The organism is Dialister invisus DSM 15470 (genome assembly GCF_000160055.1).
Classification (GTDB): domain Bacteria; phylum Bacillota; class Negativicutes; order Veillonellales; family Dialisteraceae; genus Dialister; species Dialister invisus.
The window spans coordinates 1,870,844-1,894,898 of sequence record NZ_GG698602.1; the positions used below are offsets into that span (position 1 = coordinate 1,870,844).

19 protein-coding genes are annotated in these 24,055 nt (G+C 45.2%); 12 read left to right on the forward strand and 7 right to left on the reverse strand.

Annotation, left to right across the window (positions count from 1 at the left end):
• Positions 1 to 100: 100 nt before the first annotated feature.
• The 4 genes from GCWU000321_RS09305 (at position 101) to GCWU000321_RS09015 (ending at position 7,170) form a co-directional block, all read left to right on the forward strand.
• Positions 101 to 2,806, forward strand: coding sequence for an EF-Tu/IF-2/RF-3 family GTPase (locus GCWU000321_RS09305; RefSeq protein ID WP_007070933.1), 2,706 nt, complete (start codon positions 101 to 103; stop codon positions 2,804 to 2,806).
• A 364-nt stretch (positions 2,807 to 3,170) separates the two neighbouring features.
• Complete coding sequence (gene glyQ, locus GCWU000321_RS09005) at positions 3,171 to 4,055, forward strand: glycine--tRNA ligase subunit alpha (protein WP_007070935.1); 885 nt, start codon at positions 3,171 to 3,173, stop codon at positions 4,053 to 4,055.
• Positions 4,048 to 6,099 carry a glycine--tRNA ligase subunit beta gene (gene glyS / locus GCWU000321_RS09010; RefSeq protein ID WP_007070936.1) on the forward strand — a complete coding sequence of 684 codons (2,052 nt, stop codon included), beginning with the start codon at positions 4,048 to 4,050 and terminating at the stop codon, positions 6,097 to 6,099. The genes glyQ and glyS overlap by 8 nt, the downstream gene beginning before the upstream one ends.
• Positions 6,100 to 6,132: 33 nt before the next feature.
• Positions 6,133 to 7,170 (forward strand): L,D-transpeptidase, encoded by a 1,038-nt coding sequence (locus GCWU000321_RS09015; RefSeq protein ID WP_169303251.1) that lies wholly within the window; start codon positions 6,133 to 6,135, stop codon positions 7,168 to 7,170.
• Between the two features lie 77 nt (positions 7,171 to 7,247).
• On the opposite strand, the gene GCWU000321_RS09020 is transcribed toward GCWU000321_RS09015, so the two are convergent.
• Positions 7,248 to 7,814 (reverse strand): hypothetical protein, encoded by a 567-nt coding sequence (locus GCWU000321_RS09020; RefSeq protein WP_007070938.1) that lies wholly within the window; start codon positions 7,812 to 7,814, stop codon positions 7,248 to 7,250.
• 109 nt (positions 7,815 to 7,923) lie between these two features.
• On the opposite strand from GCWU000321_RS09020, the gene GCWU000321_RS09025 reads away from it, so the two are divergent.
• Both GCWU000321_RS09025 and pgeF read left to right on the forward strand, forming a co-directional pair.
• On the forward strand, positions 7,924 to 8,670 hold the full coding sequence (locus tag GCWU000321_RS09025; RefSeq protein ID WP_040381637.1) for an NAD-dependent protein deacylase: 747 nt from the start codon (positions 7,924 to 7,926) through the stop codon (positions 8,668 to 8,670).
• Between the two features lie 127 nt (positions 8,671 to 8,797).
• Positions 8,798 to 10,486, forward strand: a complete 1,689-nt coding sequence (gene pgeF, locus GCWU000321_RS09835) for a peptidoglycan editing factor PgeF (protein ID WP_007070940.1) — start codon at positions 8,798 to 8,800, stop codon at positions 10,484 to 10,486.
• A gap of 59 nt (positions 10,487 to 10,545) precedes the next feature.
• On the opposite strand, the gene GCWU000321_RS09040 is transcribed toward pgeF, so the two are convergent.
• From GCWU000321_RS09040 to GCWU000321_RS09050, 3 genes are read right to left on the reverse strand one after another with little or no spacing between them, the layout of a single operon-like run.
• Positions 10,546 to 10,776 (reverse strand): hypothetical protein, encoded by a 231-nt coding sequence (locus tag GCWU000321_RS09040; RefSeq protein ID WP_007070941.1) that lies wholly within the window; start codon positions 10,774 to 10,776, stop codon positions 10,546 to 10,548.
• The gene (locus GCWU000321_RS09045) at positions 10,773 to 11,480 is read right to left on the reverse strand and encodes a metallophosphoesterase (RefSeq protein ID WP_040381639.1); all 708 of its coding nucleotides are present in this window, start codon (positions 11,478 to 11,480) and stop codon (positions 10,773 to 10,775) included. Before GCWU000321_RS09045 ends, GCWU000321_RS09040 begins: the two co-directional genes overlap by 4 nt.
• 19 nt (positions 11,481 to 11,499) lie before the next feature.
• Positions 11,500 to 12,258 (reverse strand): DUF4931 domain-containing protein, encoded by a 759-nt coding sequence (locus GCWU000321_RS09050; protein WP_007070943.1) that lies wholly within the window; start codon positions 12,256 to 12,258, stop codon positions 11,500 to 11,502.
• A 194-nt stretch (positions 12,259 to 12,452) separates the two neighbouring features.
• Here GCWU000321_RS09050 and GCWU000321_RS09055 point away from each other — a divergent pair, with 194 nt between their 5' ends.
• The 3 genes from GCWU000321_RS09055 (at position 12,453) to GCWU000321_RS09065 (ending at position 14,819) form a co-directional block, all read left to right on the forward strand.
• Positions 12,453 to 13,262: an amino acid ABC transporter substrate-binding protein gene (locus tag GCWU000321_RS09055; RefSeq protein WP_007070944.1), complete on the forward strand. Its 810-nt coding sequence runs from the start codon at positions 12,453 to 12,455 to the stop codon at positions 13,260 to 13,262.
• 147 nt (positions 13,263 to 13,409) lie between these two features.
• Positions 13,410 to 14,057 (forward strand): amino acid ABC transporter permease, encoded by a 648-nt coding sequence (locus GCWU000321_RS09060; protein ID WP_007070945.1) that lies wholly within the window; start codon positions 13,410 to 13,412, stop codon positions 14,055 to 14,057.
• Positions 14,058 to 14,060: 3 nt separating this feature from the next.
• Complete coding sequence (locus GCWU000321_RS09065) at positions 14,061 to 14,819, forward strand: amino acid ABC transporter ATP-binding protein (protein ID WP_007070946.1); 759 nt, start codon at positions 14,061 to 14,063, stop codon at positions 14,817 to 14,819.
• Positions 14,820 to 15,085: 266 nt separating this feature from the next.
• Here the strand turns inward: GCWU000321_RS09065 and lysS are convergent, their stop codons facing one another.
• Together lysS and GCWU000321_RS09075 are read right to left on the reverse strand one after the other, a co-directional pair.
• Positions 15,086 to 16,579: a lysine--tRNA ligase gene (lysS, locus tag GCWU000321_RS09070; protein WP_007070947.1), complete on the reverse strand. Its 1,494-nt coding sequence runs from the start codon at positions 16,577 to 16,579 to the stop codon at positions 15,086 to 15,088.
• Between the two features lie 28 nt (positions 16,580 to 16,607).
• Positions 16,608 to 17,315 carry a helix-turn-helix domain-containing protein gene (locus GCWU000321_RS09075; protein ID WP_040382158.1) on the reverse strand — a complete coding sequence of 236 codons (708 nt, stop codon included), beginning with the start codon at positions 17,313 to 17,315 and terminating at the stop codon, positions 16,608 to 16,610.
• A gap of 450 nt (positions 17,316 to 17,765) precedes the next feature.
• On the opposite strand from GCWU000321_RS09075, the gene speC reads away from it, so the two are divergent.
• Together speC and potE are read left to right on the forward strand one after the other, a co-directional pair.
• The gene (gene speC / locus GCWU000321_RS09080) at positions 17,766 to 19,946 is read left to right on the forward strand and encodes an ornithine decarboxylase (protein WP_040381642.1); all 2,181 of its coding nucleotides are present in this window, start codon (positions 17,766 to 17,768) and stop codon (positions 19,944 to 19,946) included.
• 52 nt (positions 19,947 to 19,998) lie between these two features.
• The gene (potE, locus tag GCWU000321_RS09085; protein WP_050754535.1) at positions 19,999 to 21,354 is read left to right on the forward strand and encodes a putrescine-ornithine antiporter; all 1,356 of its coding nucleotides are present in this window, start codon (positions 19,999 to 20,001) and stop codon (positions 21,352 to 21,354) included.
• 732 nt (positions 21,355 to 22,086) lie between these two features.
• On the opposite strand, the gene GCWU000321_RS09090 is transcribed toward potE, so the two are convergent.
• Positions 22,087 to 23,190, reverse strand: a complete 1,104-nt coding sequence (locus GCWU000321_RS09090; RefSeq protein ID WP_007070951.1) for a M48 family metallopeptidase — start codon at positions 23,188 to 23,190, stop codon at positions 22,087 to 22,089.
• 286 nt (positions 23,191 to 23,476) lie between these two features.
• On the opposite strand from GCWU000321_RS09090, the gene GCWU000321_RS09095 reads away from it, so the two are divergent.
• Entirely contained in the window at positions 23,477 to 23,743 is a 267-nt protein-coding gene (locus tag GCWU000321_RS09095; protein WP_007070952.1) for a SemiSWEET family transporter, read from the forward strand.
• Positions 23,744 to 24,055 lie beyond the last annotated feature (312 nt).

The window sequence follows — 24,055 nt, forward strand, 5'->3', positions numbered from 1 at the left end:
GATAAGAAGCGGCTATTGGAATCGATTACAGGATAAGTAACTCTATTTCAAATGAAGAAGGGGAAAATAAGTCTTATTTTCTTGACAGAGGGAAGTGGCTATGGATACGAAATATATCAGAAATATTTTGATTGTCAATAATAAACAGTACGGTAAATCGGAATTGATAGAACGGCTGATAGAGTTCTGCAACCGAAGTATGGGTTACGGAGAAGGAATCTGTATTCCTGATATGCCAGGTTCGCATATTGTTGATAAGGGGCAGCCGGTACAGCTGCATTATAAATATCGAAATGGCGAGGTTTATGAGCTGAATTTTATTGAGATACCGGCGCAGGTGGGTTTCCATTGTGAATGGTCAGCGGATTGGACGCAAGACGTATACAGCAGTCCTTTCACTTGTGAAGGGGGGCTTTTGCTTATTGATTCCTGTTCTGTGTCTAAACGCCAGATACTGGCAGATATGAATCTGGTATTAGCTCATGGACTGGTATTAATCCCGGTTCTCATCGAAAAATCCGGTGAATCAATTAATAAGGAACGAATCATAGAAGATCTCGAATGTATCAGTGGTTATGACATGGCAAATACGGTTTTTGTTTCTGATGAATCGGGGCGGAATGTGGAAGCTGTGCTCCAAAAGATAGTGGAGCAGGTACCGCCGCCATTAGACAATTCGAAAAAGCCTTTTCGTGGTTTTATTTTTAATTCCGTCCTTGATCCTTCCAGGAAAGCACTTGCACATATCCGTGTTGTCGATGGGGAACTCAAGGCGGGGATGAAGATCCGAATGATGGCTTCCGGCAAAGTCTGCACGGTATCGGAAGTGGGGCATTTCTTACCGTTTCCTGCAGCAGCTGATATCCTGTGCTGTGGGTCAATAGGATATGCGGCAGCGAATATGGAGAATATTCAGGACTGGGAAATAGGAGATACTGTCGTAGATTCAGAAAATAACACCTTAACAGCACTTCCTGGATATGTTAAAGCAGCAAAGCCTACAATCTTTTTGGGATTATTCCCGATTATTAAACAAGGCGATCCAGTAGAAATGGGAACAAATCATGAACATGAGGAAGTTTATGATAAACTGGGAAAGCTATGTTATGATCGGGCTCATGCTGTTTATGGAGATCCTCTGCCTGAAATTGTAAAAGATCGTCTGCGTCTTGAGTTAAAATTTATTCAGGATAACGGTTATAGTACAATTTTTTATACGGCGCATAAATTAGTACAGTATTCTAATGACGGTGGTCATCCGGCGGGCGTCAGAGATTCTTTAGGGTCTTCTTTTGTCGCGTTCATGTCCGGTATTACTGAAATCAATCCGCTGCCTTCACATTATGTATGCCCCAAATGTCATTGGAATCATTTTTATACTGACGGCTCAGTGGGGAGTGGTTTTGACCTTCCTGACCACAATTGTCCGGAATGTGGAACTTTACTTTATAAGGATGGTCATAATATTCCGTATTCTGTGCTTTTTGGACTTGATGGCACCAACATTAAAGGATTTGGTCTTGTTTTTGTACAGGATGCGGGTCTGGCTGAAGTATACAAGTATATGGAAAAGTTATTGGGACGGGAACATGTATTATGCTATGGGGATAAACTGATTCCTGGTTCTGAAAAATTCCTGAAATATCCGGATGTTTATAAATGGTTGAATGCAAAGGACAGAAGATGGCCTGCTAATAGTACGGTCCGGTTTAATTATCATTCTATTATGGATGATATGCTGAGTCTTACCATGAATGGTAATGACGCCTTGACTATGGTTCATGAGCTTCAGAATTTAACCGGTATCAATCCGCAATCTATTCCTTTTAATGATGCCCGGGCACTATCTGTTTTTTGCTCTACTGATGCCCTTGGCATTACACCGTCAAAATTGGCAGATGTTATTGTAAATGGGAAAGTTACCGTAGGGACATTGGGACTGCCGGGGTATGGAACACCTTTTGCAAGAGGAGTACTGGAAGATGTACAACCAAAGAACTTCTCTGAATTGGTAAAAGTGTCCGGCTTCCGCTATGGCACCGGCGTATGGGTGAATAATGCCCGGGAGCTCATCAAGAATGATACGGTGAAAATAGAAGAAGTTATTTCCACCAGAGAGGATGTGATGAATTATCTTATTCATCATGGTGTGGAATCGCTGACATCTTTCACAGTGATGGAAAACGTACGTAAAGGGAAAGGAATTGAAAGCAAGGGATCCAATCATCTGGCTGAGTTGGAAGCGGCCCATGTACCACAATGGTTTATTGATTCTTGTTTGAAAATAAGATACCTGCCTCCTAAAGCGCCTCCAATATTTAGTGCTATGACAGCTCTCCGCATTGCCTGGTTCAAGGTGTATCATCCGTTGGCTTACTATGCCGCTTACTTTACTGTCTATGCAGGAGGAGCCTTTAATGCCACAGTGATTCTGAATGGATTGGCATCACAGAAACAGGAACTGGCCCGCATTGCTGCGCTAAAACATCTTACGGCCGTAGATAAGGACAATGCTGCGGTGATTGAAGTGGCAGCGGAAATGTATCTTCGCGGAATGGAATTTCTGCCTATCAGTTTGGAAAAATCGGAGGCGACTGCATTCAAAATAGAAGATGGAAAACTTTTGCCGTCTTTCAACTGTATCCCCGCATTGGGGAATGCAGCAGCCGGAGAAATTGTCAAGGTCAGGAATGAGCATCTGTTTACGTCTAAAGCAGATTTAAAGAAAAGGGGTAAAGTGAGCCAGTCGATTATAGATACCATGGAACACATGGGTATCCTGAAAGGGCTTCCTGAGGAAGACTAGATATCTTTTTTGTCTTTGAAGCAGAGGAAATTTCAATTGGATCCATGGAGAACCGGGAATATAGAGGGGAATAATGGATTTACGCGCAAAACGTTTTTATTATCCCGTATTTACATTCCGGCTGCCGTTTGATAGAATGTTCCTATAATCACAGCGATGAGGAAGAGGAGTACGCATGATCAAGCGAGCCGGTGAGGGTGGGAGTCCGGCACTGTGCGGAAGGCGTTTCCGAGCTGCTGCCTGAACGGAGTAGGGCAGCTATCAAACGAAGGCGGGCCTTTGGCCAATGAGGGTGGAACCGCGGATTTGTAATTCGTCCCTGCAGCTTAATTGTTGCGGGGATTTTTTATTTGCAGGAGGACATATGACTTTTCAGCAGATTATTTTGACGCTCCAGAAGTTTTGGTCGGCGCGGGGCTGCATATTGGAGCAGCCTTATGATGTAGAGAAAGGGGCGGGGACGATGAATCCGGCGACGTTTCTCAGAACCATCGGGCCGGAGCCGTGGAATGTGGCGTATGTGGAACCGTCCCGCCGTCCGGATGACGGACGTTACGGCGATAATCCAAACCGTCTGTACCAGCACCACCAGTTTCAGGTCATCATGAAACCGTCGCCCGATGATATTCAGGAAATCTATCTGGAGTCTTTGCGGGAGCTGGGGATCGTGCCGGAGGAGCATGATATCCGCTTTGTCGAGGATAACTGGGAGTCTCCCACGCTCGGCGCCTGGGGGATCGGCTGGGAAGTGTGGCTGGACGGAATGGAAATCACGCAGTTCACTTATTTCCAACAGGTTGGCGGTATCGATGAGCATCCTGTGTCCGTGGAAATCACTTACGGTCTGGAGCGTATCGCCATGTACATACAGGAAAAAGATAATGTCTATGACCTGGTATGGACGGACGGCGTGACTTACGGTGATGTATGGCATGAAAATGAGTATGAGCAGTCGGTGTACAGTTATGAACTGTCTGACCATGATATGCTTTTCAAACTGTTCGACATGTATGAAAAGGAAGCGGCCCGCGTTGTCAAAGAAGGCTATGTCCTGCCTGCTTATGATTATGTGCTGAAATGTTCTCATACGTTTAATCTGCTTGATGCGGGCGGAGCAATTTCTCTGTCGGAAAGGACGGAGTATATCGGCCGGGTAAGAAATCTGGCGCGTATGTGCGCGAAAGCGTACCTGAATAAACGTAAGGAACTGGGATTCCCCATGCTGAAAGGAAGTGACGCGAATGTCTAAAAATCTTCTTTTGGAAATCGGTACGGAAGAAATGCCGGCAAATATGATGTCCGGCATCGTTGAGCAGATGCATGCTCTTGCCGGCGCCAAGCTGAATGAAGCGCGGATTGCTTTTGAAAAAGTGGACGTTTACGCCACACCGAGAAGGCTGGCTGTCATCGTGACTGCCGCTGCGGACGCGCAGCCTGATGAGGAAGTGAAAAAACGCGGGCCTTCTATCCGCGCCGCGTATGATGAAAACGGAAATATGACAAAAGCCGCCGAGGGATTTGCCCGGGGACAGGGGATTTCCGCGGCCGATTTGATCAAAGAGGGAGAATATACCTGGGCGCAGGTGGTGAATAAAGGGAAAATGGTGGAAGAAATACTACCCGCTCTTTTCACTTCTCTTATCACAGGGCTCAATTTCACGAGAAGCATGCGCTGGGGCGATGAGGAAGCCCGCTTTATCCGCCCTGTCCGCTGGATCGTAGCACTGGCGGGAGAAGCGGTCGTCCCTATGGAATTTGCGCATGTACGGAGCGGCCGGATGAGCCGCGGCCATCGGTTCCTCTGCAAGGAAGAGGTGGAAATCAAATCACCGGAAACATATAAGGAAACGATGAGGAAGGCGTTCGTCATTGCGGATCAGGACGAAAGACGCGCCCTGATTACCGCGGGGCTGCAAAAGACAGCAAAGGAGCTGGGGGGGCAGGTCTGGCACAATGCGGATCTCCTGGAAGAAATCAATTATCTGGTGGAGTATCCGACGCCGCTCTATGGCCGTATTGATGAAGAATTTCTTGATCTTCCCGTGCCGGCGGTGGTGACTCCCATGCGTGACCATCAGCGGTACTATCCCGTCAGAAAGGAAGACGGCTCGCTTATGCCTTATTTTCTGACGGTCAGGAACGGAGGAGACCGGGCGATCCGCAATGTACAGATTGGAAATGAACGTGTTCTCCGCGCCCGTCTTGATGACGCGAAGTTCTTTTTTGACGGCGACCGCAGAAAATCACTGGAAGGCCATCGTGAAGCGCTTTCCCGCATCAATTATCAGGAAGGCATGGGGACGATGCTGGATAAGTCTGACCGCCTGGTGAAGCTGGTGGAAGCAATCGGTGAAGATTGGAATTTCACAGATACCGAAAAGGCAGATGTCCGACGTGCCGCTTATCTGTCCAAGTCCGATCTGGCGACGGGCATGGTGACGGAATTTACGGAACTCCAGGGAGAGATGGGCAAAGAATACGCTCTTCTTGACGGGGAAAAGCCAAAGGTGGCAGCCGCTATTTTTGAACAGTACATGCCCCGTTTTGCCGGCGATGTTCTTCCGAAATCTTCTATCGGAAGGGCGCTGTCTCTTTCAGATAAGCTGGACAATCTGGCGGCGACGTTTCTTCGCGGATTGATTCCTACCGGTTCTCAGGATCCCTTTGCGCTCCGCCGCCAGACGATCGGCGCCGTCCATATTCTGACAGACGGGGAGATCCACTGGGATGTCCGCAAAGGTGTGAAAATGGCTCTTGCGCTCCTGCCGGGGACACAGGAAGAAAAAGATACGGCGGCGGATAAAGTGGAGGATTTTTTCCGCCAGCGTATCAAAGCCATTCTTCTTGATGAAGGGGTGGATTATGATATCGTAGACGCTGTCCTTACCGGGGCGGTAGATGATGTATATGCGATATTCCTGAAAGCGCATTCCATGATGGACAGCCATGTGAAGGGGGAATTGGAAATGCGTCAGGCGGTTACCCGTCTTGTGAATATTACGAAAGGAAAGACTGCTGTTGAAATTCGTCCCGAACTGCTTACGGAAGAGGCGGAAAAGAATTTGTATGCCGCTCTTGAAAAAGCAGGAGAAGAAGTTACCAGCGCTTATAATGCGTACGATTACGGCAGCGCCCTTCCCGCCCTGAAAACGCTCACCGTACCAATTAATCAATTTCTTGATTCTGTCATGGTCATGGTAGAGGAGGAAGCTGTCAGAAATAACCGTATCTCTCTCTTGATAAATGTTTTGGATGTTTACAGGCGCTGGGGTGATTTCAGCAAATTAGTATAATCAAAATGATATTTCATGAATAATGGAGTGGATATGTTACTGCATAAAAAAATAACAGCTCTTTGCTGTATCGTATTTCTGCTGGCCGGGGTGGGCGGATATACGGCAGATGCCGCTATCAATACGGAAGTAGGCAGTTTATCGGGGATGCCGCTTCCGGCGCCGAAGAAAAGTGAAACAGGAAAGAAAATCACATTGAATCTGGCAAGCCGGCTTTTAACGCTGTACGAGGGGACGGAGAAAGTACGCATTTATCCTGTGGCTGTCGGGGCGCCTGAAACGCCTTCTCCGGTTGGTGAGTTTTCTATTTCAGAAAAAGAAGTGAATCCCGTGTGGACCGATCCGAAAACGAAAACTACTGTGCCTTCCGGTCCGTCAAATCCTCTTGGGTACCGTTGGTTGGGCCTTTACGGGAATTACGGTATTCACGGGACGAACGCGCCATGGTCTATCGGCCGCAGTGTATCTCACGGCTGTATCCGTATGTATGAAGAAGATGTGGAGGAACTTTTTGAAAGTGTGCCCATGGGAACACCCGTGGAAATCATCTATGACCGTGTGATTATGGAAGAAGCTCCGGATCATACCGTTTCTTACTATATTTATCCTGACGGCTACGGATGGGAACCGCTCACTGTATCGTCTGTAAAAGAATATCTTGCGCGTTACGGTGTGGAAGACTTTGCCACGCCCGATGAAGTGTATCATAAGATCATCGCCTCTGACGGCAGCGTGACTTATGTGGCAAAACATTATGATCTTGTCATCAACGGGCGGAAGCTGAAAAAGAAGGCTCTTGGTAAAGATGGAAGTATCTGGATCCCTGCAGTGGAAACGTCTGTCGCCGCCAAGGTGGGGGCTTACTGGGACGGGGAAACAAACACACTGATGACCCGTCTGGGCAAGGTGCCGGGGATTGTGAAAAGCGACGTGGTTTATATTAATGAAAAAGACTTGGAAAGTGTATTTCATATCAAGGGTCATCTGACAGAAGACCTTGTTTACGAAGCGGAGGCCCTTCCGACGGCGGAACCTGCTTCAAAAACAATTGTGCTTGGCAGGAAATACTGATAAAGGGGAGCGGATGCTCCTCTTTTTGCGTGCTTCGTGCATAAAAAAGACCTCTCTTCCGAAAGGTCTTTGCCGGATTATTTTTCCAGCCCCAGTTCTTTTTTGTAACGTGTCATGCCGTCAATACAGAGCTGCATCACGAGGTTCGGATCAAGACCGAGCATATCAAAACCCTGTTTGATGACATCACGGCTGCATCCCGCGGCAAACTTTTTGTCTTTGAATTTCTTTTTGAACCCTTTCAGTTCCATGCCGTCGATACCTTCAGGACGCATGAGTGCGTATGCCATGATGATGCCTGTCAATTCGTCCACAGTGAAAAGACTTTTTTCCAGGGGAGTGGCAGGCTCAATTTCATTCGTACATACGCCCCAGCCATGGGAAATGATGGCATGGATATCTTCTTCATCGACACCTTCGGGGGCGAGGAATTCCCGGACATGGCGGCAGTGCTCCTCCGGGTATTCTTCATAGTCCACGTCATGGAGATAGCCGATGGCTTCCCAGTGATCACGGTCTTCGCGGAAATAATCGGCCATAGCGCCCATTGCTGCGCTGACTGATTGGGCATGGGTGAAAAGATGGTCTTCCGTGGTATGCTTTTTCAGTATTTCCTTTGCTTTTTCTAAAGTGAGTCTGCTCATAGGAACCTCCTTATATTATGAAAATAGTAGTCCTTTTTTCTCCCTTTTGTCAAATAGGAAAGAAACAGGTACAATGAAGAAAAAGCACAACAGAGAAAGGAGAATTTTCATGGCACCTATGGAAGAATTTATCGAAATGCTGAAAAGTCATAACCGGATCGTGTTCTTTGGCGGAGCGGGAGTGTCTACGGAGTCGGATATTCCCGATTTCCGCGGGAAGGGCGGGTTGTATCGCCAAAAGACGGAGCTTCCCTGGTCGCCGGAAGAAATGCTCTCCCACCATTTTTACGCAGAGCATCCTGTAGAATTTTTTACACTCTACAAAGAGAGAGAAGGCATGATGCTGGAAGCGGAACCGAACCGGGCACATACGGCGCTGGCGGAATTGGAGAAGATGGGAAAATTATCTGCCGTGGTGACGCAGAATATTGATGGGCTTCATCAAAAGGCGGGAAGTAGAAAAGTCATTGAATTACACGGTTCAGTACTGCGGAATATTTGCCAGAAATGCGGCAGAATGTACGGTATGGAGGAGTTTATGGAACTTTGCAGTCCGGTTCCCCATTGTCCCGGCTGCGGCGGCGTAGTCAAGCCTGATGTCGTTCTTTATGAGGAAATGCTTGACAGGAATACGATTGAAGACGCGATTGATGAAATATCCCGTGCGGATATGCTGATTATCGGCGGGACGAGTTTGGTGGTTTATCCGGCGGCGGGATATGTGGATTATTTCCAAGGCGACTCCCTGGTTATGATCAACCGTGACGAAACGCCGAGAGACAGCCGCTGTTCTCTGGTGTTCCGCGAAAGTGTGGGCAAGGTACTGGAAGCAGGCGTGGCGGCGCTGAAAGAGTAAGCGTGGAAATTTATTTATTAAAAATGGGAGAGGTACATGGAATTTTTTCTGTGGCCTTTTTTATTTCTGTTGAATCCGTATTTCCATGGTAAAATAGAAAAAATATGTACATAGGAAAGTGAGGACTATGGAAATCGATTTTGAAGCGGATGCGTTTGATGAGGGGCGCCATTTGCGTGATGTTATACGGGGGCATAAAGGATTTTCTTCCGCTTTATGGAAACGGATAAAATGGAACGGGGAGGTTTGGCTGAACGGTACCCGGATTCATAATGCGAAAACCGTTCTTCATGAAGGAGACCGCGTCCGTTTGGTGTGGGATGAATCGTCAGACATTGTGCCTGCTGATATTCCCCTGGATATTCTCTATGAGGACGACACTCTTCTTGTAGTGAACAAGGGGACAGGAATGATCATCCATCCTACGAATGCGGGAATCCATGATACCCTGGTGAATGCGGTAGCGGGATATTTCCAAAAGAAGGGAGAAAAATCGGGGATCCATCCTGTATATCGCCTGGACAGAAATACGACAGGGGTGGTGGTAGTCGCCAAGTCGGCGAAAGCGCAGTATGCTCTGACCCGCTCCCATGACCTTATACATCGGGAGTATATCGCCGTGGCAGGCGGTTATATTCCCGGAGAGTTCGGCATTGTCGACGCGCCTATCGGGCGGAAAGAGGGAAGTATTATCGAGTGGACAGTACGGAAAGACGGCAGACCCGCGCGGACGGAATATACTGTTCTCCGCCACGGGGACAACTATACCGTTTTAAAGCTCCATCTTCTCACCGGACGGACGCATCAGATCCGTGTCCATGCACGGTACATGGGGACACCGCTTTTAGGTGATGATTTGTATGGCGGGAATCATGATTTGATAAGCCGCCAGGCGCTCCATGCGCATACGGTCACTCTCACCCATCCCGAAACGGGAGAAGCGATGAAGTTTACTGCGCCTGTACCCGCGGATATGGAACCTTTTATGAATGAGGGAAAAAATATGCATATTGAAACGAAAAGCGGCGTATCTTTCCTTACTTTTGATGTTTTTAAAAATGAGAATCTGATAGCAGCCGTGTCTACAAAGAACGGAGGCGTCAGTACAGGGGCATACCATTCGCTCAATATGGGGTTTTCTACGGATGATGCGCCAGAAAAAGTCAGAGAAAATCGGAAACGCTTCTTTGATGTCCTCGGCATTATTCCCGAAAGGCTGGTGAACTGCGCATTGGTTCACGGCATCCATATGGAGAAGGTGGGAAAGGCGGACTGCGGACGCGGTGCGCAGGATTTCACTTCCGCCATTCCCGCATGCGACGGCTTGTACACCAACGAAAAAAACGTGCCCCTCGGACTGAATTATGCCGACTGTACGCCGCTCCTTTTTTATGACCCCGTGACGTCTTCCATTGCGGTGGCGCATGGAGGATGGCGAGGAACGGCAGGAAATATAGCGGGGGAAGCGGTGCGTCATTTACAGGAAAGCTATGGCGCCGAGCCGAAGAATATAAAAGCGGGAATCGGACCGGCTATCGGTAAATCCGTCTTTGAAGTGGAAAAAGATGTAGTGGAAGCTTTTGAAAAGATATTTGATGAAGAAGAAATGAAGAGGCTTTCGGCACCTAAAGGAGAAGGGAAGATTCTTATCGATCTGCCGCTGGCGAACCGTATACTTATAGAGCGGGCAGGTATTCTGCCGGAAAATATTGAAGACTGCGGCATCTGTACCTATTGCAGGAATGATTTGTTTTATTCTTACAGGAAAGCGGCAGGCAGAACCGGACGCCACATGGCGGTAATGATGTTGAAGTGATAGATGAAAACATGGAGTTGAAACACTATAAAACGCGGTGGGTTATCATGCACCGCGTTTTATAGTGTCCTTTTCCCGAAAATCGGGTGGGTGGTGGGCTTTAAACTTCTTTTTTCGATAACGTCCAAAGCCTCATCCATGGATAAGTCGCGCCGCCCTTCATCCGTTTCATAAACGAGGACGGGAATGTCCGCGCCCAGTTCGCTTCCCGGCAGGTATACATATTCTTTTGTATGATGGTCGCCGTAAATGAAACCGGCAAGTAATTTGCTTTCTGTTAGTTTTTTCATGATTCATTCCATTCTGTAAGAAGAAGAGGTTTAAAATTCAGATAATCGGAGGAGGTGAGATGGAGCTGTATGCCTTCCAGCTCCTTTGGCAGGTTGTTAAAATTCTGTTTACCGTGGATATGCCCGTAAATGCAGTCTGTTACGCCGTGGGATTTCATGATCTCCATCATTTTTGTAGGCCTTCTCTGCTCATCAAAAGGAGGATAGTGGAGAATGGCGAAAATTTTCTCACAGTTAAATTTTTCCGCTTCTATGAGGGAACGTTCTAACCGTCCCTGTTCCCTCAGGATAATCACTTTATCTTCTTCCGTTATTTTTTTTGATGTCTCGGGGATCCATCCCCGTGTGCCTGCGAGCGCTATATTTTCTACGGATAAAGCAGAATTGAAAATAAATTCAAAAGCATTGTCTGTCATTCGTTTCATTTTTGATACGGTGTTCCACCAGTAATCGTGATTGCCACGGACGATGATTTTCCGGCCGGGGAGTGCGGAAAGCGTTTTCAGGTCGGAAAGAGCATCTTCCAGATGAGTGGCCCAGGAAATATCGCCCGCCATGATGACCGTGTCGCCGGCGGTAATGGTTTCTTTCCATGCAGAGAGAATTTTTTCACGGTGATTTTTCCAGTTTTCTCCGAAAATATCCATCGGTTTTGTCGGCGGGTCGCCGGAGAGGTGGAAATCACTGAAGGCATACAGTTTCAATAGGTTCTCCTTAAAGTAATCAGCCGAAATATTTGGGTGAGGTAAGCATTGAGATAATATTTTTTGAGCTTTCATCATCCATGACGTGGGTAATGCGATACCCCATGTACAGCGGACTTGCTATATAGCGGGGGAACAGTTTCACATGGATGTGTTTCATATGGTAGAAAAATAAATTATAACTGTTGCAGGGGATAGGGAAATCATGAAGAATGTAGTTTGCGATTTTTTGAATGGTATCGGCAAAAGTGTCTGTGCAGCCGTCCGTCTTAAGTGTTACATTCAGTTCCCCCATGCCGCATATGGGGTATGATGAAAGGGAAGCAAAGCAATTCTCGTCTTCATGAAAGATTGTTCCCAGAAAGTTTTCGCGGTCGATATTGTCTCTGTAATCGTAATCCTCAAGTCCGATAATCTGGGAGTGGGGATGGCGCTGGGATCCGCCCGATTCAGGACCGTAGTTGCGGAAATAGATTACCGAGCGGAAACGAGGATCTCTTTCCAGCAAATTCCATTTTTCCAGTCCGAAGAAAATGACTTGCCGCGCTTTTTCCTTGGTATATTCCGTGAGATCTGTTTCATGGACTGCCGATTCGATAATCACTGTGGGATAAGTGTTTCTGAAAACAGGATACTTATTCATGAGCCAAATGATATCGCCTTTTTCATCTAAGATATCTGTCAGTGTTTCTCTGTGGCAGAATGGGCAGCTTGTCTGCGTCCCCGAATGAGGTTTATGTTTTCCAATAGATATATCATAAATAACAGGAGTAGTCATAAGAGTCCCTTCTTTCCATGCTTATTATATCATGGCGGGAAGGGGAATCTATCCGCCGGAAACGATAAGAATACCCTGCAAAAGAATTCTTCAAAAAATTTATCGCTTTACTTGACAAAAGTAAAACGGTGAGTTAGTATACTGTCATAGTATTTATTTAGCAAGATAAAGTGGAAAAGAAAAGGAGAACGAATATGAACTGGAAAAAAATGATTGTCATTGGCGCATTGGCCTGCGGAGCTGCCGGATTGGTGGCAGGCTGCGGCGGTGAAAAGAAAGCAGCGGCTCCGGCAGCCGACAAATCGGCAAAGCCGACAAAAATTGTGGCAGGGATGGATGATACTTTCGCGCCGATGGGATTCCGTGATGACAAAGGTGAAATCGTGGGTTTCGACATCGATATGGCAAAAGCTGTTTCCAAAGAAATCGGGATACCCATTGAGTTTAAACCGATTGACTGGGCGAGCAAAGAGACTGAATTGGAATCCGGCCGCATCGACTGCATCTGGAATGGATTCACCATGACGCCGGAACGGCAGAAAGCTCTTGCTTTTACGAAACCGTATATGGATAATGTACAAGTCTATGTAGTTCTTGCTGACAGCGCCGTACAAAAAGCAGAAGAGCTGAAAGGAAAGAAATTGTCCATTCAGGAGTCCAGCACGGCGCAGACGCTTTTGGATCGTGATGAAAATCTGAAAAAGTCTTTTGGAGAGATCAAAGCTTACCCCGATCTGACCGCATGCTTCATGGATCTGGAATCGGGACGTGCCGATGCGGTACTGGCGGACACTTGCCTGATTGAATACTATATGACAAAGAAACCGAATAAGTTCCGTGAACTTCCGGGTGAAGTATCAAAAGACACCTTTTCTATCGGAATCAAAAAAGATAATAAAGTCCTTGTGGATATTCTGAATGACGGTATTGACAAGGTCATCAAAAATGGCGAAGCCTCTAAGATTTCCCAGAAATGGTTCGGCAAAGATATTGTTCTGAAATAAGCTGAAATGAAGAAATGGGCAGGCGTAATGCACGCCGGCCTCTTTCTTTTGAAAAAAACGGTTTCTTATTATCCTCAGTTGATGTATAATAAGTGGCGATTTCTCATTACACTGTAATACTGTAATAAAGTTTTTGAAGAGGGATTTATGGATTACATTTTCCGTATACTGCCGAATATGTTCAGCGGTCTTGGCGTTTCCGCCCAAATATTTATTTTTACCATCGTGTTGTCGCTTCCTCTCGGAATGCTTCTTGCTATGGTACGTATTTCCAAAGTCGGTCTGTTCCGTCAGGCGGCGGGGGCGTACATCTATCTGATGCGCGGAACGCCGCTCATGCTTCAGATTATGTTCATCTACTACGGGCTGCCTTTGATTTTTGATCTGCAGATCAGCGATTTCCCTGCGGCTATACTTGCCTTTGTAGCTAACTATGCGGCGTATTTTGCAGAAATATTCCGCGGCGGGATCCAGTCCATCAGCAAGGGGCAGTATGAGGGGGCGAAAGTGCTCGGCTTTACCTACAAACAGACAATGTGGCATATTATCCTGCCGCAGGTAGTGAAACGCGTCATTCCGCCTTTGGGAAATGAAACCATCACACTTTTGAAAGATACGTCCCTTGTATACATTCTTGCCATGAACGATTTGATGCGTGTTACCCGTGCGTTTGTACAGCGTGATTTTGACACGACTCCGTTCTTGGTGGCAGGTGTTTTCTATCTTGTTTGTACCGCGGTTCTGACGAAAATTCTGACCTATGTTGAAAATCGCTATGCCGTTTATGAGGAGTAAGCCATGAGTTTTATTGAAATGAGAAATATACGGAAGGATTTTGGGAAAAATACGATCCTTCACGGCGTGGATATGGATTTGGAAAAAGGAAAAGTAATTTCCATTATCGGACCGTCAGGCGCGGGAAAAAGTACGCTTCTCCGATGTCTGAACCATTTGGAACTCATCCAGGGCGGATCTATCTGTGTGGAAGGAGAATACCTGGCACAGGAAAAAGACGGCAAAGTCGTTTATGCCGATGATGTGACGGCAAGAAGGATTCTTCTCCGTATGGGTATGGTCTTCCAGTCTTTTAACCTTTTTCCGCACATGACGGTTTTGGATAATATTCTTGCCGCGCCGGTCTATGTGAAAGGAATGAAGCGGGAGGATGTAATTCCTACTGCTGACGCTCTTCTTGACAAAGTCGGACTGTTAAATAAGAAAGACGTTTATCCGGGCAGTCTTTCCGGCGGGCAGAAACAGCGTGTAGCCATCGCCCGGGCGCTTGCCATGAATCCTGATATCATGCTCTTTGACGAACCTACTTCGGCACTTGATCCTGAACTGACAGGAGAAGTTTTGAAAACCATCCAGCAGCTGGCTGATGAGAATATGACCATGGCAATCGTTACCCACGAAATGGCTTTCGCAAAATCTGTTTCGGATAAAGTCCTTTTTATGGTAGACGGAAAAGTGGAAGAGGAAGGAACAAGCACACAAATTTTTGAAAATCCTCAAAGCGAAAGGACGCGCTCGTTTCTTCAGTCCATTTTGAGATAAAATCCTTAAAAAATATTTCCGAATGAAACATCTGCTTTTGGCGGGTGTTTTTTTGATGGAACTTACAGGTTTATTTTGAAAAGACCGGAATTTTGAAGAGAATGCTTTATACATCAATGGTTTGGCAGAATAGGCATGTAAAAATTGGACGTGATAAGAGCGATGACCGGCATTCTATAGTCATCGCTCTTATCAAAAAAGGTTTATTCCTACTCGACCCTGTAACAGTGGCCGGTAGAAGACTTAAAGTTCAGTATTGGGGATGTTTATTTTTGGAACGTATCGTCATGATCCGTTTCCGGCCGCATCGCAGGGAAAAGAAGAATGTCTCGGATACTGGAAGAATTGGTCATGAGCATGAAAAGACGGTCAAGCCCAATGCCGAGTCCGCCTGTCGGGGGCATACCGTATTCCAAAGCAGTAAGGAAGTCTTCATCGATGGGATGCGCTTCATCATCGCCATGCTCTCTTTCTTCTACCTGCATTTCAAAACGCGCCCTCTGATCCAGCGGATCATTTAATTCGGAGAATCCGTTTGCCAGTTCGCGTCCATAAATATAAGACTCGAAACGGATGGTATATCTCGGATCTTTGGGATCCAGTTTGGACAGCGGAGATACTTCGATGGGATGCTCTGTAATGTGGACAGGCTGGATAAGGTGCTCTTCTACATAGTCATCAAAAGCAGCTGCCAGAAGCTTGCCGAAGCCGTCAAATTCACCGTATTCCACATGAAGTCTGTCGCAGATGGCACGTGCTTCCTCAATGGTCTTGCAGGCATCAAAGTCTTCCCCGGTGTATTTCTTTACCGCTTCTGCCATGGTGAGTCTCGGCCATGGGCCTGCCACATCTATTTCCGTTCCTTCATAGGTGAATTTCGTAGTGCCGTAAGAAGCCATGGCGCAGGCTGCCACGATCTGTTCCGTCTGGTCAATGACATCATCGATATCGCCATAAGCCTGGTATGTTTCAATAGCGGTAAACTCCGGATTATGACGGGTATCCATGCCTTCATTGCGGAAGTTGCGGGTGATTTCAAATATGCGTTCATACCCGCCGACAAGAAGTCTCTTTAAATAAAGTTCCGGCGCAATGCGGAGGTACATGGTCATATCCAGCGCGTTGAAATGCGTCATGAAAGGTCTTGCATTCGCACCGCCGTAGAGCGGCTGAAGAACCGGCGTTTCCACTTCGAGGAAACCGTGTGCGGTATACCAGTTCCGGATAGCCTGGAGCATATTCGCCCTCTTGATGAATGTTTTTCTTACATCGGGATTGGCGATAAGATCAAGATATCTCTGGCGGTAGCGCTGTTCCTTATCCGTAAGGCCGTGCCACTTTTCCGGAAGCGGGCGGAGAGACTTGGAAAGCATGGTGAAGTGCAGGACACGGATGGTCGTTTCTCCCGTGTGTGTAGTGAATACAGTGCCTTCCACCCCGAGGATATCTCCCATGTCTACCAGTTTGAAGAGATTCCATTCATTTTCACTGACAGTATCTTTCCGGAAATAAAGCTGGATATCCCCTTTTTCATCACGAAGCGTGCAGAATGCCGTTTTTCCGTGCCCGCGGATAATCATAATACGGCCTGCCACTTTGACATGCTCCCCGCTTGCTTCGAAAGCTGCCGCATTCGCATGGATATCTTCACTGTGATGGGTGCATTCATACTTTCCGCCGTAAGGCTCAAATCCCAGTGCGGCAATCTTCTCCAGCTTCCCCCTTCGGATCAGCATCTGGTCGTTCAGTTTTTCTTCCATTCCAAAACCTCCTAAAAACTAAAAAACACTAAATAATACTAAGGAAATTCAAATTCCGTAAACGTTTATAATCTTCTTTGTTAAAAAGAAGACTTTGTATAAACTCTTTTGTTTCATCCTGAACTTCTTTGGAAAATAATGTTTTTCCTGCAATCGGCATAATAGGCCGACAGGAAATACTCAGATCCAATGCCCATTTCGTGGGAGAATTTATATAAGAAGCAGGGATGTGGATGATGTACTTATCCATGTCAGTGTCACGATTTACTAATTCCAGTGTGCTTAATGCATCAAAGTGTTTCAAGATGCCATGATAGGTGTTCTCACAGTTTTGATAGTATTCATAACTGTCGATGTTGACGTACATATTCACTTTATACGTTTGGGGCGAAACTTTTTCTGAAATATCACAAACGCCCCGTACCAATTCATGGGATCTTCCGTCAAAGAAATAAAGATATAGACGCGTCACATCGTGGAAAAATGCAGGAATATAACTGTCTTTTTCCGTAGGGGACATAAAGATTTCTTCATGATAAAGAAGCTGTTCTACTGGTAGATGGAAAGCATGGGCTATATCATACAAAGTGGTAATATCCAGCACGATCTGTCCGCTTTCATATTTTGAAAGCGTAGACACGCTTTTGCATATGATATCCGCTAATTGTCGAAGACTCATGTGCTTTTGCTTGCGATAGTACCTGATTCTTTTTCCCAGGATTTGTGGAAGATCCATTTTTTGCTCCATTTTGTTCACGCTATAGGCAAAAATATCCATATAAATATCTTAAACGATAATTGTTAGTGTGACTAATAATCATACTGTAATGATTTTGCTCTTATCGAGTCACTTATAATCGTATGGCTATCTTGAAAAAATATTACTAAAATTGAATCATTAAAACAAGATGAGTAAAAATACAAAAAACAACTAAAAAGAAGAATGAAAATGTACTACGCGATAAAAAACAGAGGTTATGGGTATATTTTTTTATCCACATGAAAAAATATATAAGAAGGTTTGCCTTTAAAAGAAAATATGGGTGATTTGAAAATGCGGTAGAGCCCGTGGTACAGTGAATTTGAAGCTTACAGGAAGAACCTCATTCGGTAATCCTGATGTCTTAACCGCAGCGGAAAATACAGTGAATAGAGAAGTATAGTTCAAAAAAATTGGAGGTTTCAAGTGGAATCATTAAGACTTGCTTATTCAGAAAACGCTTACCGTGTGTACAAGCCAAATACCAAACGTCATATTGTCAAGACCACAGAAACAGATTTCCTGGATGTGGCGGCGGTAGTCATTACGGAAGAAGATAAGGATGTATTGAAAAATGAGGCTGTACGTGCATTCAGTATCCCCATCGTCGTAATCTTGACGAAGAGCCAAATGCTTGACGGGGAATTTTTCGGCAGAATTAAGCGTGTTATTGACTTATCAAAATCGGATCAGGGGTTGTATGACTGCCAGATTGAAGAAGCGGCTCGTCAGTATGAAAATAATTTAAAGCCTCCGTTTTTCAAGGCGCTTCAAAAATACATTGATGAAGGAAATAGCCGTCTGGCGACTCCCGGACATCATGGTGGGCAATATTTTTGTGCCCATCCGTCTGGTCGTCTGCTGTATGAATATTACGGAGCCAACATTTTTAAAAGTGATTTTTCTTCTTCTGATGTGGCAATGGGGGATTTGTTGATTCATGAAAGTACGCCTGTGGAAGCGGAAAAGTTTGCAGCCAGTGTGTTCAAAGCAGATAAAACTTATTTTGTACTGAATGGTACTTCAAGCTCCAATAAGATCGTTTTAAATGCGGTTCTTGCTCCCGGAGATATAGTTCTTTACGATAGAAATAATCATAAATCTATTTCTCAGGGGGCCTTGGTGCAGTCTGGCGCAACACCGATTTATTTGGAAACGGCTAGAAATCCATATGGTTCTATCGGCGGTATTCTGGAGCATTGCTTTGATGAAAAGTATATCCGCCGCTTGATTGCGGAACAGTGTCCTGAGAAAGCGGAAATGAAACGCCCGATTCGCCTGGCAGTTATCCAGTTGGGGACTTATGATGGCTGTATTTATAATGCTCGTCAAGTTGTAGATAGGATTGGACATCTCTGCGATTACATCCTTTTTGATTCTGCATGGGTCGGCTATGAGGAGTTTATTCCCATGATGAAGAACTGCAGTCCGCTTTTGTTGGAATTGGGGGCGGAAGATCCGGGGATATTCGTAACCCAGTCTGTGCATAAGCAGATGGCGGGATTTTCTCAGGCATCTCAAATCCATAAGAAGGATTCTCATATCAAAGGACAGGATAGATATGTACCCCATAAACGCCTGAATAACGCTTTTATGCTCCATGCGTCTACGTCCCCATTTTATCCTATTTTTACCACGCTTGACGTGAATGCCAGAATGCATCAGGGCAAAGAAGGGGAATACCTGTGGCAGCGTGTTGTAAAAAATGGAATTGAACTTCGTAAATTGGTTTTGCACAATTGCAAATATTTCCGTCCCCTTGTTCCGCCATTGGTACATGGCAAGAAGTGGGAAGACGGTAAATGTGCGGATATGACGAAAGATATTGCATACTGGGCATTTGAACCTGACGCGGCTTGGCACGCGTTCAAGGGATATGGTGAAGGGCAGTATTTCATAGATCCCTGCAAACTTCAGCTTGTAACACCGGGGATTGATATCCGTACGGGTGAATATGAAAGAGAGGGTATTCCGGCAAACGTTCTGGCAAATTATCTCCGTGAGAATGGAGTTATTCCGGAAAAGACCGACTTGAATGCAATTCTGTTCCTGTTGACTCCGGGCGAATCCATGACGAAGTTGTCTGATTTGGTTGATAAACTTGTCGAGTTTGAACGCCTTTATGACGAAGATGCGCTGATGAAGGATATGCTTCCGAGTATCTACGCAGCGAATGAAGAGAAATATAAAGGGTATAATATCAAGCGGCTTTGCGCGGAAATGCATAATTTTTATAAAGATAGAAAGGTAAATATTCTCCAGCGCCGGCTCTTTGCGAAAGATTACTTGCCTGAGTATGTCATGGATCCCCACGAAGCGAATGCTGAACTTGTTCGTGGACATGGCGAGCTCGTGCCGCTTTGCGAGGCACAGGGACGTGTGGCACTGGAAGGGGCGCTTCCGTATCCGCCTGGAATTCTTTGTGAACAGCCGGGAGAAAGATGGTCTGAAACAGCGACTAAGTATTTCCTTGCCCTTGAAGAAGGCATCAATATGCTTCCGGGCTTCTCACCTGAAATTCAGGGGGTTTATCTGGAAGATACGGCAGATGGAAAAAAGACGGCGTTTGGGTATGTGCTGAAGAAAGAATACGAGAAAACCAAGTAGTGGATTGTGATTACTTTTGAAGGGTGATTTGGACAATAGAAAGAAGGGTATTATGAATAATGAAAGTAAAATGAGTGTTACCCAGCTGACTATATTAACCGCGGTAAACATGATGGGCTCAGGCATTATTATGCTTCCGGCAAAACTGGCCGAAGTGGGCGGACTTTCTATCGTATCTTGGCTAGTCACGGCGATCGGCTCCATGTGCCTTGCTTATGTATTTGCCAAATGTGGTATGTACAGTCGTAAACAGGGCGGTATGAACGGTTATGCAGAATACACTTTCGGCAAGTCTGGAAGTTTTATTTGCAGTACTACTTACAGTTTTTCCTTGGTTATTGCGAATATTGCCATCGCGACGTCGGCAGTCGGCTACGGTTCCACTTTCCTGGGAATTCGCTTGGATCCGATTACCACCTGTATGGCGACAATCGGTATCCTGTGGCTCACCACATTTCCTAATTTTGGCGGCGCGAGTATTACTGGCCGTATTGGCACGTTAACCATATGGGGCGTTATTCTTCCTATTTTCACGCTTTGTACCGTCGGTTGGTTTTTCTTTTCGGGAAATATGTATGCAACTAATTGGAATGTCCATGATCTTCCCTTTGGTGAAGCGGCGACCAATGCTATTACTATGACACTGTGGTCTTTCCTTGGTATGGAATCGGCCTGTGCGAATTGTGAAAAGGTTAAGAATCCCGAAAAGAGTGTGCCTGTCGCAGTACTTGGTGGCACTTTTCTTTGTGCAGTGGTATACATTATTTCAACCAATATCATGTTTGGGATTCTTCCTGCCCAAGAAATATTTGAAAGTTCCGCTCCTTTCGGTCTTGCTTTTGCCGCTATGTTTAACAATACGGTAGGGCATGCTGTTATGGGGATGATGTGTATTGCTTGTCTTGGGTCTCTTCTCGGATGGCAATTTACCGTAGCTAACGTTTTCAAAATTGCTGCCGATGTCGGGTACATGCCGAAATTCTTCGCAGTGGTCACAGAAAAGGGAACACCAATCAGGGGCATGTTCATCTTGGGGGCGATTCAGACAGTATTGGCACTAATGACAATCAGTCCGACATTGAACGAACAGTTTGAGCAGCTTGTAAACTTGGCAACCGTTACCAATATCATTCCTTATATTCTCTCCATGGCGGCAGTCACTTCAATACTTAAGTCTGCTGGCCGATATCAAGATGTGAAATCGACGGGTTTCATCGCGATTATAGCATCTGTATACAGTTTGTACGCTTGCTATGCATCAGGACTTGAAGCAATGACTTATGCAGGACTCTTTACCTTTGCCTGCTGGACTTTCTTCGGGTTTATTGGAGATCATTTTAACCATATATCTGGGAATATTGATGGAGGTGGAGTAGGAAATTCTTCCCTTATGGGTAATGGTGGTTAAATAAGGGTTGTTTATATGCAATGACAAAAGCGTCCATTATCGACATGGGCGCTTTTGTGCTTATCAAGATGATTTATATATAGTCTTATAACTTTTTGTATTGCTGGAAAAGTAATGGCTTATCAATATTTCCCAATATAAAGAATGTAATAATGTAATAAAGTTCCACGTTTTAATAAATTGAGCAGAATGATGACAGATATGCGGGGATTATGCTGGTGTTGTCATTTCTATTGAAAGAATGATAAGGATGGACGGGGTGCAATTAGAGTATTTCCGTGGAGAGTTCATTATGTTAATGGGAAGAACGAAATTCCTGATATTATATAGCTTTCTATATGATAGACTTGGTTAATAAAATTAAGTTAGAAAATGAAGAAACCATCTGTGATACAATTTGAGTGTCTAATTCAAAAGAAAGGAGTATCACCAATGGCTTCCTACATATATCTTACCATAGACGAACAAGTTTCTATATATTCCTTTTGAAAAATCGGTACAAAGGCATAAAGTGTATAAATGCAGTACTCACTGGATGGATCTATTTATCTCCAAGAAATTTCTTTAAATCTATCACATTTGATAATGGGAAAAAGATTGCTGGGTAGAGGAGGATTGCCAACCAATTTGATAAATATATGATGCACTCATGAGCTATCTTACCAAAAATGCTTCTATAAATTTCTAACTTATTTTGACATTTTAAGTTATTAATTTTTTACATTCCGCTGCTTATTTAATCTGGTTCAAAATAGCAACGGCTTCTTCTGCGGAAATATCTCCACTGACCGGAGTGAAAATCGCCTGGTTGCCCAGCATCACCGTACCGTTCTGTACATATGCGTCATAAATATTCTGCCCGTGATCATAAGCGGCGGCAAGATTGCCCATGACGAGATATTTCCTTTCTGTAGAACTCATATCGGCAAGTGGGGCGGGTTTGAGGAAATCCTTTTTATTAATTTGTACTACATCCGAATTATTCTTGATTGTCACGCGGCCGCCGGACAGTGCGGAGATTTTCTTTTCATAATTATCACGCCGCTCCCTGTGGCCGGGGTGGTCATTGGGAGAGAAGATTTCACCGATAAAGTTTCCGGCAGTATCGCCCTTCTTTTCAATGACCCGCTCCCATAGAGCTGCGCCTGCACCCGGATTATAGCCTGCCTGGTAACAATAATCGAAAGCCAGATTATCCGCTTCCCATTCCGCTTTCTTGGTGATCTGCACATTGTTAATATGCTGCGTAAGCACTCCCATGGCCTTGTCTGAAAAAGCGCTTCCGCCTATGGCGCCGGCAAGTATCGTGCCGCCAATGGCTGTCTTTAATTTTTTTCGTGTGCCGTGAAGTACGTGGTCTTTCTGTCCGTGACCCATCTCATGAGCGATGACCACGGCGATTTCGTCTATATTTTCCGACAGATTGAAAATCCCTTCATTCACCGTCATTACATGACCAAGACCGCAGGACGCATTAAATGTCTGATCAGCATTCAAAAAGTATAAATAGGGTTTGTTATAAATAGAAGGATCAGATGCACCGATGCCTTGGGTAAGCCGTCCCATAATGTCATCCAAAAGACGGGCGTAATAATCATTATCCGATACACCCAGGTCCTTGATGAGAGCCTGAAAATATTCATTGCGGCCATCATCGGTATTGTTGATGTGATCCATGTATGCATCGATTTGGCGGTACTGCTGGGCACCGCCGATGACTGCACCGAGGGTGCCGCTTAAATCAAAAGCGTCCGCCAAATGGGGAGAAACGGAAAAGGTGAAAATGCCACCCAATATTCCGGCGGTGATCATGAATGAAAGTGAAGTTTTTTTCATGGCGGCCTCCTGCGTGAAAATGGAAGGATAATTTAAGTATAAACCATTATTCTTATATTCATTTTACTATTAGAAAATGTGGAAAGTAAAGATGGAGCCGTAAGTAAATCCATTTCTGTCTGATTTAGGGAAAGTAAAGTATTTAATATGTTTTGGAAAAAGATGAAATTGATTTCATTTTGCCATTTCAGAAAATTATTGATGGTGATATAATGAGCTTTAAGTTTTTAATAAATTAATTTATTTTATACCTTATTATAAGATAGGATGACGGAGGAGAAAGATCATGAATGAAAAAATAGTCAAGGCGCTGGGAAGCGTTGCGGCAGTTGCGGCGATTGTTATGTATGTTTCCTATATCCCGCAAATTATAGGCAATCTGCATGGAAACAGGGGCGATTATATACAACCGCTTGCGGCTGCGATCAACTGCATATTATGGGTTGGTTATGGCTTACTGAAAAAAGAAAGGGATTGGCCTATTGCCATCGCCAATTTCCCCGGCGTGATATTTGGATTGATGGCTTTTCTGACGGCGTTGATCCCTTTCTGAAAAGGAACCGGTTGGAAGATCCTGCAATTAGAAGGAAAGAAAGATAATAAAAGGCTTGACAGGAAGCGAAGTTCATGCTAAAGTAATGAAGTCGCTTAGAGCGATGGTTCTTTGAAAACTGAACAGTACAGCGAGAAAAAAGCCGATGTGCGAGTTTCAAGAAAAAAAGGAAACCGCAAAGAATTTGAGTAAGAAAGGCAAGACAAAATCGAGCCGAAACAAACAATCTATCATGGAGAGTTTGATCCTGGCTCAGGACGAACGCTGGCGGCGTGCTTAACACATGCAAGTCGAACGAAAAGACGGAAAGAG